Origin of the sequence: Sediminibacillus sp. JSM 1682029 (genome assembly GCF_041366435.1) — a bacterium.
In the GTDB taxonomy this organism is placed as follows: domain Bacteria; phylum Bacillota; class Bacilli; order Bacillales; family Amphibacillaceae; genus Sediminibacillus; species Sediminibacillus terrae.
This window is the reverse complement of sequence record NZ_JBEWYY010000010.1, coordinates 1-13201: the sequence shown is the minus strand read 5'-3', so window position 1 is coordinate 13201 and position 13201 is coordinate 1. Positions and strand designations below refer to the sequence as shown.

The 13201-nt window shown below is 42.4% G+C and carries 15 protein-coding genes; 8 read left to right on the top strand and 7 right to left on the bottom strand.

Features of this window, described 5'->3' with window-relative positions; all coding sequences use genetic code 11:
• Positions 1-12 precede the first annotated feature (12 nt).
• Positions 13-1410: an L-cystine transporter gene (locus ABVF09_RS15450; protein ID WP_026571615.1), complete on the bottom strand. Its 1398-nt coding sequence runs from the start codon at positions 1408-1410 to the stop codon at positions 13-15.
• A 281-nt stretch (positions 1411-1691) separates the two neighbouring features.
• Here ABVF09_RS15450 and ABVF09_RS15445 point away from each other — a divergent pair, with 281 nt between their 5' ends.
• Complete coding sequence (locus ABVF09_RS15445; protein WP_026571614.1) at positions 1692-3032, top strand: C1 family peptidase; 1341 nt, start codon at positions 1692-1694, stop codon at positions 3030-3032.
• 108 nt (positions 3033-3140) lie between these two features.
• On the opposite strand, the gene map is transcribed toward ABVF09_RS15445, so the two are convergent.
• The 5 genes from map to ABVF09_RS15420 all read right to left on the bottom strand — a co-directional run bounded on the left by map (position 3141) and on the right by ABVF09_RS15420 (position 5763).
• Entirely contained in the window at positions 3141-3881 is a 741-nt protein-coding gene (gene map / locus ABVF09_RS15440; RefSeq protein WP_153462245.1) for a type I methionyl aminopeptidase, read from the bottom strand.
• Positions 3882-4153: 272 nt separating this feature from the next.
• Complete coding sequence (locus ABVF09_RS15435) at positions 4154-4567, bottom strand: DUF3021 domain-containing protein (protein WP_026771713.1); 414 nt, start codon at positions 4565-4567, stop codon at positions 4154-4156.
• On the bottom strand, positions 4564-5022 hold the full coding sequence (locus ABVF09_RS15430) for a LytTR family DNA-binding domain-containing protein (protein WP_371069600.1): 459 nt from the start codon (positions 5020-5022) through the stop codon (positions 4564-4566). Before ABVF09_RS15430 ends, ABVF09_RS15435 begins: the two co-directional genes overlap by 4 nt.
• Before the next feature lie 212 nt (positions 5023-5234).
• Positions 5235-5498, bottom strand: coding sequence for a hypothetical protein (locus ABVF09_RS15425; RefSeq protein ID WP_237648600.1), 264 nt, complete (start codon positions 5496-5498; stop codon positions 5235-5237).
• Between the two features lie 106 nt (positions 5499-5604).
• Entirely contained in the window at positions 5605-5763 is a 159-nt protein-coding gene (locus ABVF09_RS15420; RefSeq protein WP_081704568.1) for a YvrJ family protein, read from the bottom strand.
• Positions 5764-5973: 210 nt separating this feature from the next.
• Between ABVF09_RS15420 and ABVF09_RS15415 the strand changes: the two genes are divergently transcribed.
• The 4 genes from ABVF09_RS15415 to ABVF09_RS15400 all read left to right on the top strand — a co-directional run bounded on the left by ABVF09_RS15415 (position 5974) and on the right by ABVF09_RS15400 (position 8542).
• A complete protein-coding gene (locus ABVF09_RS15415; RefSeq protein WP_026571609.1) occupies positions 5974-6588 on the top strand; it encodes a sigma-70 family RNA polymerase sigma factor in 615 nt (204 codons plus the stop codon).
• A 4-nt stretch (positions 6589-6592) separates the two neighbouring features.
• Entirely contained in the window at positions 6593-6790 is a 198-nt protein-coding gene (locus tag ABVF09_RS15410; RefSeq protein ID WP_026571608.1) for a hypothetical protein, read from the top strand.
• 165 nt (positions 6791-6955) lie between these two features.
• The gene (locus ABVF09_RS15405) at positions 6956-7498 is read left to right on the top strand and encodes a nucleotide exchange factor GrpE (RefSeq protein ID WP_371069599.1); all 543 of its coding nucleotides are present in this window, start codon (positions 6956-6958) and stop codon (positions 7496-7498) included.
• Between the two features lie 123 nt (positions 7499-7621).
• Complete coding sequence (locus tag ABVF09_RS15400) at positions 7622-8542, top strand: ROK family protein (protein ID WP_153462239.1); 921 nt, start codon at positions 7622-7624, stop codon at positions 8540-8542.
• A gap of 121 nt (positions 8543-8663) precedes the next feature.
• Here ABVF09_RS15400 and ABVF09_RS15395 read toward each other — a convergent pair whose 3' ends face one another.
• Positions 8664-9488, bottom strand: a complete 825-nt coding sequence (locus ABVF09_RS15395; RefSeq protein WP_371069598.1) for a hypothetical protein — start codon at positions 9486-9488, stop codon at positions 8664-8666.
• Positions 9489-9671: 183 nt separating this feature from the next.
• Between ABVF09_RS15395 and ABVF09_RS15390 the strand changes: the two genes are divergently transcribed.
• The 3 genes from ABVF09_RS15390 to ABVF09_RS15380 all read left to right on the top strand — a co-directional run bounded on the left by ABVF09_RS15390 (position 9672) and on the right by ABVF09_RS15380 (position 12766).
• Positions 9672-10118, top strand: coding sequence for a DUF305 domain-containing protein (locus ABVF09_RS15390; RefSeq protein WP_026571605.1), 447 nt, complete (start codon positions 9672-9674; stop codon positions 10116-10118).
• Between the two features lie 252 nt (positions 10119-10370).
• Positions 10371-11870: a right-handed parallel beta-helix repeat-containing protein gene (locus ABVF09_RS15385; protein WP_371069597.1), complete on the top strand. Its 1500-nt coding sequence runs from the start codon at positions 10371-10373 to the stop codon at positions 11868-11870.
• Positions 11871-11989: 119 nt separating this feature from the next.
• Positions 11990-12766, top strand: a complete 777-nt coding sequence (locus tag ABVF09_RS15380; RefSeq protein WP_371069596.1) for a MerR family transcriptional regulator — start codon at positions 11990-11992, stop codon at positions 12764-12766.
• The last annotated feature ends 435 nt before the right edge of the window (positions 12767-13201 follow it).

The window sequence follows — 13201 nt, the reverse complement described above, 5'->3', positions numbered from 1 at the left end:
TTACCATGCATACTATACGGATTGACTGTCATCGATCGCAGTTTTGTCATCATAGGTCTTTACATTGAGCTTGCCTAAAATGCGTGAAGTCAATGTGCCGGATACCATCGCGCCGTTCACGTTCAAGGCGGTTCGGCCCATATCGATGAACGCTTCGATCGAGATCAACAGCCCAGCTAATGCTACTGGCATATTCAAGGAAGATAACACGATCAATGCTGCGAAGGTTGCGCCGCCTCCTACCCCAGCAATGCCGAAAGAACTGATTCCGATGATGATGACCAATTGTAAAATGAATAATGGGTCAAGTGGATCGATTCCGACAGTCGGAGCGATCATAACCGCCAGCATGGCTGGATAAATTCCCGCACATCCGTTTTGTCCCATGGTCGCTCCGAATGAAGCAGAAATATTCGCTATTCCCTGGTCAACACCAAGAGAGTTTTTCTGTGCCGAAATATTTAATGGGATTGTTCCGGCACTGGAACGGGAAGTAAAGGCAAAGCCTAATACCGGAATCACTTTCCGTAAAAACGTCATCGGATTCAATCCAAATACCCCTACCAACACCAAATGGATCACAAACATGGTCAGCAGTGCGGCATAGGATGCCAATACGAATTTACCCAGTTCGACAATGCCGTCGAAATCGGTAGTAGCAACTGTATTTGCCATCAAAGCTAAAATTCCGTACGGTGTTAAACGCAAAATCAACGTGACGATCCTCATGACTACAGCATAGACGGCATTTACCATTTTGGTAAACATTTCGGCTTGTTCAGGGTTTTTCCGTCTTAAGCCAAGGACAGCGATTCCGACGATGACCGAAAAAATGACGACCGCGATGACGGAGGTCGAACGCTGTCCGGTCATATCCAAGAAGATATTGGACGGAATGAAATTCAATATCTTTTGGGGTGTAGATTGGGTTTCCACTACGTCGTCCAAGGTAGCCTCCAGAGAAGAACCTCGATCCTGTTCGGCTTGACCTGCTTCGATTTGTTCGGCATTAAGATCGAAAATAGTGGCAGAAGCAATTCCGACTAAAGCCGCTACCATGGTTGTCGTAATCAGAATACCGATAATCCAAGCAGACATTTTTCCCAGTTCTGCTGATTTATCCAGATTAATAATCGATTGAATGATCGATACCAGCACGAGCGGAATTACAATCATCATTAAAAAGTTGACATAGCCGCGGCCGACGATACTGTACCAATCCGCAGTCGTGGCAAGCACTTCAGAGCCACTTCCATAGACCCATTGTAGGATGGCACCCAGGACGATCCCCATCCCTAATCCCGTAAACACCCGTTTTGTAAAGGAAACGTGTTTGCGTTGCATGGTAATTAAAATACCGATAATGGCCAGTAATACAATGATATTCGTTAAAATAAATAAAATATCCATCCATAATCCCCCTGTCTTGTGTTCTTGTTAGCATATGTAGCTACCGATCATCCTGCTCTCTTTCTAACACAAATAAATCCTATAAAAATAGTATGCTTTCAAAATTTATATTATCATCAATATCCGTGTCAAGTTATTTGGTTAACATTGGAAAAGCGCATCAACTACCTTCGGGAAGACACCATGGAACAGGTGAAAGCATCGTATTTTTTCTGAATCTTTCGTTTTTCCAGAAAAAAGGCGTATAATGGAAGGAATAACAAAAGGGGGAGGAAAAACAGATGACCAAGAAAATCGATAAAGTGTTGGTGGAAGCTTTTTCAAAAAAGCTCCATGACTATCCGCAAAACCAGGTGATTAAAGACGCGATTATGAAAAACGGTATCCAGGCTTCCGTTCAAAACAATGATTCCGTTGTATCGATGAATCACGTGTTTTCGGAAGAAATCAAAACGGGGAAAGTGACCAACCAGAAGCAAAGCGGACGCTGCTGGATGTTTGCGGCTTTGAACACATTTACACACAAATTGAACGATTTGTTTAATCTGAAGGACTTTGAGCTTTCGCAAAATTATACGAATTTCTGGGATAAGTTTGAGAAGGCGAATTATTTTTTGGAAAACATTCTCGATACAGTGGAGGAGCCACTTGATGGAAGGTTGGTTTCCTGGCTGTTGGAAACACCGCAGCAGGATGGCGGGCAATGGGATATGTTCGTATCCTTGATTGATAAATATGGGGTGGTCCCGAAACAGGTAATGCCGGAAACCTTTCACAGCAGCAATTCAGCTCAATTGAATCAGTTGTTGGACGCCACTTTGCGGAAGGACGCGGCCGAGTTGCGCAGACTTCATGGAGAAGGCAAACCGGAAGCGGAGCTGCAGCAAGTAAAAGAGGGTATGCTATCGGACATTTATACCTTGCTTGTTTATACCCTTGGTGAGCCTCCTCAGACATTTGACTTTGAATTCAGGGATGAAGATCATGCCTTCCATAGGGAAGAAAGCATCACACCTCACGCATTCTTCGAAAAATATATCGGGATAAATCTTCATGATTATGTAAGTGTCATCAATGCACCGACAGGAGATAAGCCATATGGGCAAACCTATACCGTCGACCGGCTGGGCAACGTGGTCGATGGCACACCGATCCGTTATTTGAATGTTGAAATGGAAACATTGAAAGATCTCGCCGTCAAGCAAATAAAGGATAATGAAAGTGTCTGGTTCGGCTGTGATGTCGGTCAGGACTCCAATCGAAAAGACGGAATCATGGACACCGCTCTGTTTGATTATGAGCAGGCATTCGGCTTCTCCCCAGGGATGTCGAAAGCGGATCGGCTTGACTTTAAAGACGGCCTTTTGACACATGCCATGGTGTTGACCGGGGTCAATCTTGTCGATAATAAACCAAATCGATGGAAGGTCGAGAATAGTTGGGGAGAAAAAGTAGGCGACAAGGGTTACTTCGTGATGAGTGATGAATGGATGAACGAATACACTTATCAGGTAGTCGTACACAAAAAATACTTATCAGAAGAGCTGAAGCAGGCCTGGGAACAGGAGCCAGTAGTATTGAAGCCATGGGATCCCATGGGGTCGCTCGCTATTATGAAGTAAAAGAAAATTGCCCGGGAAAAAGCCTGGTCTTCCAAGCCATACCGGGCGAAGTCTAAATGCTATTCGAATTCGCCCGGTTTTTTTGTTTGTAGGTTGGGTTTCGTTCCCTTACAATGTGGTAATAACCGGCCCTTCCTTTGTGAGGATGATCGTATGTTCGTATTGAGCAACAAAGCTTTCGTCGGTCAGGAAGGTCCATCCATCGTCAGATTGGAAAACCTCCTCTTCCAATGTAGAGATGAAAGGTTCGAAGGCAATTACCATCCCATCTTTTAACATTTCGTCGTCCCAAGGAGAGTGGAAATTGAAAATATGTTCCGGTTCCTCGTGAATGGAGGTTCCGATACCATGTCCGGTAAGGTTTTTTATGACTGTTAAGCCATGCTGTTTTGCTACATTGTGTACAGTTTTTCCAAGCACGCTTTTTTTCGAACCTGGTTTTGCATGCTTAAGCCCAGCATCGAATGCTTCTTTAGCCACGTCACATATTTTCTGTAAAACCGCCTCTCCATTCCCAACAACAAAAGATATTCCGGTATCAGCGAAATAGCCATTTTTCGAACCTGAAACATCGACATTGACGAGATCCCCTTCTTGAATAACCCGATTCGTCGGAATCCCGTGTGCTACTTCTTCATTTATACTAATACACGTATATCCAGGGAAATCGTATTCTCCTTTCGGGGCAGAATGAGCTCCTGCTTTTTCAAAAAGTTCCCCCGCGATTTCATCGAGTTCTTTTGTAGTGATTCCTGGTTTGGTGCATTGGACTAACTCATCTCGTATCGATCCACAAATTTTGCCGATTTCTCTTAAGCCCTTAAAATCTTCTTCAGTCTTCGCGATCATTGGATCTCCTCACTTTATATTAGTATTCCATTCAGATTCTCGCATAAACGGAGTGTCTTTTTCTACAACAAAAGCTTCATCGAAAAGCCAGGCACCCAGGAGAATGCCATTCGTTAAAGCTTTTCCCTTTCACCTTGATGAAAGGGAAAAGGCTAAATTTCAGTATACCAGTGAAATATATGGACAATACCGAAAAGAAGGCAATAGCTTTTATAAAAACCAATATAGTCTTTTAGTAAATCAGGGTGTGAGCATGACACCCTGCGTTATTCTTATTCAATATGCTGTAGCTCCTCGTTCAGCTTTCTGGATTGATTTTTGAAATAAAGGTAAAAACAAATCCATATCACCGCATATAAAGCCAGCGTTATTACCAGGAATAACAGGATACTCGATGTTCCGGCCGGAATCCAGCCAATTTGATAGGCAAGTACAAAGTAAGCAACCATGGCCGTAACGAAGTGAAGTCCGGTCTGCTGAAAAAGCGATAAAGACCTGATTTCAAAGTAAAGCGGGGTAACAGAAAACAACCATCCACAAAATATGGAACCGAGTGAATTTTTCAGGAAAAGGCCCCCGTCGAGCACCTTTTCATCTCCGAAATATACTAGAGAATTAGTAGCCAATACAGCAATAAATGCACCAAAAAAGATGCCAATCAAGCTTCTGAATAAAAAGGTTTTCACTTTTTATCCCTCCTGTTCATTTTTAAAATAGATCGGATATTACTGACATAATGCCGTGAAGCATATTCCTTCGCTCCGGATTTGAAGTGGACACAGAGTGTGCCGTTGAAGGATGGTTCGAAGTGGCTGATTTCAAAAAGATTTGCGATAACCGACTTGGAAATCCGAATAAACCGGTCCTTAGGAAGAGTTTGCTCCAGTTCATATAATTTTTCTTTAACTTTGAACATTCCTGCTGGGGTTGCAGCCAGGACTGTATCCCGTTCTGATTGAAAATAATAAACATCTTCAGGTTTCAAGATGTGTTGTTCATCCCCATTTTTACCGATAATAAAATTTGTTTTTTTATTCTCCAGGAAATCGAGGATTTGTTTAATCGAATCGTCGATTTCCTTGCATTGGATCGTGACAGTTGTACTTTCATGGTGACGATCCACATCCAATAACACCTTCACCATTTCCCCTCCTTTTGTTCGATTTGTTAAATCCAGTATAGAGTGGCTTTCCTTTCTTGTCATCATGATGGAGACAAAACGTCAACTCGAAAAGATAAGATGCAATTCTTCATCTACAACCTGCATCGCGGCATCCAGCGAAAAAATTCCTATGTATCCACAAACCAAATAAAAGAGACTGTTCGGCTGAAACAGTCTCCCCTAACTTGTTTTTAGTAATAGTAGCCGCCTCCATACGGAGGATATCCGTAATATGGCGGATAAAGCAGTGAGCTTCCCAGAAGTCCGCCCACCACACCACCAAGGAACGGATAGCCGAAGCCTCCATAAAACGGTCTAGGTCCGAAGAAAGGTCTTGGACCAAAGAATGGGCGCGGGCCAAAGAACGGACGCGGACCGTAAAAGGGCCTGCCGCGTTCCTCTGTAAAATATTCCTGTGGGGTTAGGGCAGGGTATTCCTGAATTTCGTTGTTCATCCTATTTCTCCCCTCCTTATCAGTTCTAATTCATTCTATTGAGGAGAGGGGAGTTTGTAGCCTGTTTATCCAACAAAGAGCATAAGATGGGCATTTATCCATACATTCATTTTTCCTGACTGACCGCTTCTTTCAACCTGTCGATAGATTGGGCCAATGCAGTTATCCGTTTCTCGAACCGGAACAAAAGATATAATACCATGACCACCGGAAATCCAAGATCGCTTACAAGTGTCACTAATGAAGGGACAAGCGTCGAATCCATCCTTCCTCCTCCTCTCTTTTCTCTTTAAATTTAAAAAGAGAAGGATTTATAGCAAAAGTAAACCAGAACAAGATAGTTATATTTACACTAGAAACTGGAACAAATATTGCGATATAATGACAAAAAAGCGAACAAATGTTCTTATTTTTGTGTGAATTAGTTTATTTTTATCCTGTTTCATGCTCTTTACATAGTAGGAGGGATGCATCTATGGAATATGAGCGCTTCTCGAACAATCAGCATGATAGCGTAGAAGAGTTTTTTGAAAGATATCATGCCTTTGCAAGGCAGCCGGTGGTCAAGTCGTTTTTTTTGAACGAGGAAAACAAACAGCTATTGGAAAAAGCACTGGTGGAGAAAACAGAAGAAAGCCGCAGAAGATTGGACGAAAAATTCCGTGATTTTTATCGTCGGGCAAAATGGACCAAGTATTTTTCTAATTTGATCTATTTTAATTCGATCAACTTTGATAAGCGAACACGTACGTATTATGAAAAGTATTTAACGATACTCAATCAGCCGTTGTCCGACAAGGAAACGGATTCGGAAGATGAATGGATCGACATCATTTCCAAGGAAACAACTGATCCTGTAGAAGAGATCGTAAAAGATAGTGAAAGATTGGAAGATCATATACAGGATGAAAAGTTGTATGATGCCATTCAGCAATTAAGCAAGCTTCAAAAAGAGGTGCTCGCACTTATATATGTGGACCAATTAAAAATCAAAGAAGTTGCTGCTATAAGGAAAACCTCCTCCCAAAATATATCGAAAATTCACAGGCAGGCAATCGCGAAGTTGAAAAAATATTATAAGGAAAGGTGACAAGATGAAACAAGAACACGATTTAATTACCGAGTTCATTACCCACATGGAACCAAAAATAAAAAAATCTATCAAATATACTTCTTTTCAGGAAAGAGACGATTTGGAGCAGGAAATCAAATTAAAAATGGTCGAGACGGTATCCAGAGGAGTCATCAAAGAAACACCCGGTTTCTGGGAGTTCAAACAATCATTCGATTAGGGGATGGGGTGCAGATCAGTTTTGGAAATTTGGAGGGTTTGTTTAATTCAGGGATTTGTAGACAGAGTAGATTTAGACTTTTACTTATGATAATTTTGACAATGAGGTGTACACACCTGAGCATGTATGAGAAGTTCTATTTTTCAAAAGGAGTTGTACGAAGACATGTCAAACAGAACGGGAATACTAGGGTTGCTTGCTTTTTTCTTATTCTTTTTGGCTGCATGCAGTGATACTTCCGGTGATTCAGCGGCAGAACAGCAGCCAGCAGCAAGTGAGGAATCAACCTCAGAAGATGGAGAAGGAGTTTCAGACGCTCCGGAAAAGCAAAAGAAGACTGATGAGAAGGAAGCCCAAACCTCTGTAAAAGAAAGTGAAAGCCAAGTGGGGCAAGAGTCGAATGATTCTGGAGATGATCCATCCGATACAACGGCTGACAATAAAGAGACTTCCGGGACCACCGATGAAGAGAGTGATCCTGCCATTGCCGATGGAGAAGCTGCAATTTCTTATTTAAAGCAGCAATTGGAAATGAAAAACAATGAAGATATTGTCTTTGATGACTTGGGCGGAGAACTGAAAGAAGACGAAGCAGGATCTTACTATACCATTACGCTGACCTCGAAGGCCATTGAACAGGATGGCGGTTCGGGAACTCTGGGTGTCTATAAAGTCTATAAGAATGGTGAGTACGAGATGAAAGGCTAGAAAACTATTGACGAGAGGTAGGTGTGATGACTTTAAAATTTTCCGGTAAGGAATAAGCAGATGGTAATCAGAAATAAAATAGAATAGAAGAAAATATAGCAGGGCAAAGGGGAGAGAAACCGATTGACGGATAAGTTTATTGCTTTTGATGTGGGCGGGACAAAAGTGAAGCATTCGGTTATGCATGGAGACGGCACCTTAGTTGAAAAGGGGCGATACGATACACCGGTTTCTGATTTAGGGGATTTTTTGAGGGAAATGGAACTTGTCATCCAGCAGTATCGTTCTCGTCATACGGTTGATGGGATAGCCATCAGTATGCCGGGTCCGATTGATCCTGTAACCGGGTATTTAGATTCTGACACCGCGGGCAATGTGGTTTGCATAAGAAGAAGAAGCATTAAATCGTTGTTGGCAGAGAGGATCGATTTGCCGGTAGAGGTGGAAAACGACGGGAATTGTGCTGCTTTGGCCGAACAGCTAAACGGAAATGCTCAAGGCGTCAGAGATTTTGTTTGTGTGACAATCGGGACCGGGATTGGCGGGGGAATCGTGGTTGACGGGAAAGTTTTGCGCGGAAAATCATTCAGGGGTGGTGAATTCGGTTTCATGATAACGAATAGGTCACTTCCTGACAAAGCGATTTGGCATCGCAATGGTGCGACCGGAAGTCTGATTCAGGATTACAGACAGTTCATGGGGCTTAATCCGAATGAAAAAGTGGAAGGTGAAGCGATTTTTCAACAGGCAGAGCAGGATGGTCAATTGGCTGCTTTGTTGGACGATTGGTTGACCAGTATCAGTTGCGGACTGTACAACTTGGCTGTTACGTTAAATCCGGAAATTATCCTGGTCGGGGGCGGCGTTAGCGCACAAACCGACCTGTTGCAAAAGATAGAAACGAAGCTGGGACAGTTGGAGTTTTGGAAGGATTTCCATGTCCCGATTGCTGTTTGTAAACATAAAAACGATGCTGGCATGATCGGGGCTGTACAACATTTTTTGAACAGACAAGGTCTTTCCAAATATTCAAGTGATCTTTGAAAAAATATTTTCATGGTACCTGAGAACTACCGATCCTTTCGAATGGCGAGAAGGATTGGTAGAAACAATGTCCCTTCTGAAGTAGGAAAAAGTGCTGCTCTAAACGAACAGCACTTTTCTCTTACTTCACTGAAACAGTCATTGCCAAGGCATCCAATGGAACCCGATCAGTTTTCAGTCGATAAATCTTATCCTGTTCCTGCCAGCGGATATCGACATGCACCTGTTTGCCTCCTTGAGGATAATCTACCAACACTGCGCCTGTTTTGTCTGGTGCCGGCAGCATATGATTTTCCAGGTACTCCACCATTTTCTTTGCAATACTGGGCTGATCCATTTCATCCTGGGTAAGGGAACTAATACTGAAAAGCCAATTTCCTTCTTGCCAGCTGAAGTATTGATGTCCCGCAGCACCTTCACCATATCCGGTGATCCCATGCCCAAGGTCCGTAGCCCCTTCACTATAGGAGGGGACTTCTTTGCCACTTTGGAATTCGTTCATCGCACTGCTGGCATCTTCTGCTGAATCATATAAAGTCCCGGAAAAAGTGGCTATCTCTTCTCCAGAGGAACTTTGGTAGCTTACTGTATAAGCTGAATCCGAGTTTTTCTCTATATTTGCCTCAACATTTTCCTCAGTCGGAAAACTTGTCGGCAGTTTGACCGCTGACTGTTGCATTTTTAATTGTTCCCTAACAGAAGAAGTTTCTCCGTTGCTTGTTTCCTCATTCTCTTCCGTTTCGGCCTCTGAGCTGTTATCTTCCTGGCTGCCATTGTTTTCAGCTGTTGTCCCGCTGTCTGCCTCTGCATCTTGGTTATCGGAAACTTGTGATGTCTCAGAGTCAGCCGGCTGATCGTTATCCGCATTATTATCAGATGTACAACCAGCTGCAACTAGAAAACTCCCTAACACATACGGCAGGATAATGGATTTTTTCATTGTCATTTTTAATACCTTCTTTGCTTTTTTACTAGTGTTCCCAGATAGATGATCAATAAATCACGACCATCTACCGATGAATAAAGGAAACTCCCTGAAAAACGGGAGATTGAAAAACTTAAAGGATAGTTTTATCCGTTAACAGGCAGGGTATCCCTTCTGATAAAGCGGTTAAAGGAGGGACAAAGTTTGAAAGCATATATACGATTTTTCGGCATGGTGTTAACTTCCACTGTTGTCATGTTTATCTTTAAATATTTTAGTACTTATCGGTTGGATCATGTGTTTTTCAGCGAGACAAGGGTCTATATGGCAATTATGATGGGGGCAGCCATGACGATGATTATGCTGCTTTTTATGTTTCGCATGCTCAAAAACAGAAAGGTCAATATCGGTATTGCAGCGGGAAGTATTGTAGTGTTTTTCTTATCATTATTCCTGCTCCGCAGTCAGACTTTGGTCGATGATACAGATTATATGGAAGCAATGATCCCACACCATTCAATCGCCATATTGACCAGTGAACGTGCTCAAATAACGGATCCGAGAGTCCGGAAGCTTGCCGATGAAATCATCAAGGCACAACGTAGAGAAATAAGCGAGATGAAAAAACTGATTGAAGATCTTAAGGATTAATTATGTAGGATGATGAACGAAAGGCCAGTCTATTGTGACTGGTCTTTTTAGATAGAACGAGAGAAGTCTTCCTGATTTACAATTGTTTCAAAGGGATCAAAACGATCCTTGCTTGTGCTTATCATCCCTCTCCTCTAGTTTCTCATTCTCTGTATATTAAGCGAAAAAAGAAAATATCTATTTAAAGAAGGGTTGTTAAAAAGGTAATGATTCCCTTGGCGGTATAAATTGTTCCATGATAGGAGGATTGAGGTGAGGATAAACATAGAAAATTACGGAGCGGTAGGTGACGGACAGACAAAGGATGCGGTCGTGATTCAAGCTGCATTGGATGAAGCAAAATGGAGAGAAAAGGGTGTGACGGTAATCATCCCGGCGGGGACATACCGCTTGGAAAAAACCTTGTACGTGTCTTCCAATACGCATATCATTGCCGCTCCCAATGCCAGACTGGTGAGGGATCATGACGGTTACCTGGTTACCAATGGCCGTCCAAAAGAGTCATTTAAGGGATATGATGGCCACTCGAACATCACCATTGAAGGTGGTATTTGGGATTTTAATGGAGTGGAACGCCGAAAAATGCATAACTGTTTTGCAATCGGTCATGGAGAAAACATAACATTGGAACGGATGGAAATCAGGGATGTAGCCGGAGCGCATGCAGTAGAAATTTGCGGCTGCCGAAACATCTGGATTAAAGGTTGTAGATTTCTAGGTTTCATCGACACGGGTGGACGCGCGTTCTCGGAGGCTGTCCAAATTGATTTGATGAAAGCTGTTTGGGTATTCAGCGCATTCGGAACCTACGATCAAACTCCGTGTAAAAATATATGGATTATGGATTGTTATTTCGGTTCATCTGGAACTAAAGGGAGTCAGGCTTGGCCGCGTGGGATTGGAAGTCACTCGTCCACGATCGGAGTATGGCATGAAAATATCATGATAAGCGGTAACTTGTTCGAGGCTCTTCCGAAGCAGGCTGTGCGTGGCTATAGTTGGAGAAACGTTCAGGTTCGGGATAACCAGCTAATAGATTGTGGAGCTGGTATCGAAATGGCATCTCCTCCTGTAACAGATGTAAAGGATACAAAAAATATTTTCGGAAAACAAACAGGAAAAAGTCAACCTTGCGAATACGTGGAGATTGTCAACAACATCATTACCGGGGGACTTACTTATCATCATGGCATCCACATCATTGGTGAAAAGACCGGAGTCCAGCAAAATGTCTTGGTTACCGGGAATATCATAGCGGATGCAGTAGAGCAAAGTGGTTTCGCGGGTATTAATGTACGATACGGGGACACCGTGAAAATAAGCAATAATCTGGTGAGAAATGTGAAGGGTACCGCCGTTATGGTGGGAAGAGGAAAAAACCATAGTATCAATGGAAATACGATTTCATATACGGGCGGAGAGGGCATAGCAGTTAATGACTCGATGGAAATGGTCGATATCAAAAATAATTCCATCCAATATGTCCAAGGAAATGGGGTTTTGATAACAGGAAAGACAAAAATAGCTGTCATTCTCGCTAATACGATTCATGGAGTAAGCGGAGGGAAGAAGGATAAAGTGTATCCCATCTCTATCAACCAGGCAGATCATGTAACAATCAGTGTTAACACCTATGTAAATGCAACGGGAGAGGCTCAAGCTTCCTATCCATTATATATTTCTTCCTCCTGCAGTCATGTCATGCAATATGGAAACCATTTTCCAAGTATAGCCGAAAATGCTTCTGAGTAGGTTGCCGTTTTGAATGGTTGTATGTTTCTGCGATTTGTACATCTTCATGAAAATTATGTTGAACCTCCAGCTGCGTGAGGATTTATAATCAGTATATAAAAGTCATAGCAGGAGGGAAAATGATGGGGAAGAAAAAATTTTCGATTGGTGAGTTTTCGTCCAGGTCGGGGGTATCCGTCCGAACATTGCATTATTATGATGAAATTGGTCTGTTACAGCCGGAAAAACACCCGACTTCGGGTCATCGCATCTATTCCGAGGAAGACGTGCATATCCTGCAAAAAATCATTAGCCTTAAATTTTTGGGCTACAACCTTGATAAAATCAAGAAGATGGTAAAAGAACCTAGTTTTTCGATAGACTTGGCAGATACGCTGAACCTCCATATGAAAGCTTTGGAAACAGAAAAGGAAAAGATGGAGAAATCATTGCTGGCAATCCGCCGGGTGACGACATTGCTTGAAGAAGAAGGAGAAGTAGACAGCACCGTCTTAATGAGCCTGATAGGGAATATCCAAACAGAAAAAGAACAGATGGAGTGGATGGAAAATCATTTGCCGCAAAATGTAATCGATGAGTTGGATAATAAGTCAGAAGAGGAAAGAATAGCATTGGATAAAACCTATATCCGCTTGGCAAAGCAACTAAAGGAACTTTACCATCTGCCAGTCGACGATCCGAAAGTCCAGCAATTCGTGGAAGTGTATTTGCAAGAAACTTTTCAATTCTTGGGTGAAGATCTTGTTCAAACATTAGGGGAAGTGGATGTGCCGGAAACGGAAATCGAAAAATTTGAACAGATGAATCCTTCTCCATTTTCAAAAGAAGAAGAGGAATGGCTGAATCTTGCCATCGAGTATTATATGAAACAAACGGAAATGCTGACAGAAGGATAGGTGTCCATACTCCCCATGGTAAGTAACCTTCAGGTAACCATCTTAACCGAAGAGGCGGTCTTCCCAATCTTTTTTTGCAACAGTGCGGTTTCATTCCGTAAGTTGTGAAGAAGGCGAGGGAAGATTTTGATGAGTAAAAAATCGCAGTTTTCGTTTCGTCAGAAACACACTTCATCGGCCTAATGTCTTTTATTTGTGACTTGAGATAGACTTCTTTTTATTCTGAATTGGCTACGGCAAGATATTACGCTTTCCGACGGCTACTACTTCCTCAGAATACACCAACCGCTCATTTGCGGGGGTTTCAGCCATTGGCATTGCATCAATGGGTCACCCTCCCTTATTAGTTAAAATTTTACATTGTGGTCTTGATGTAAGATAAAAAAAGAGAATCCGGTCTTAAAGTAGACCTAGTTCCCATTATTTTACATGTAT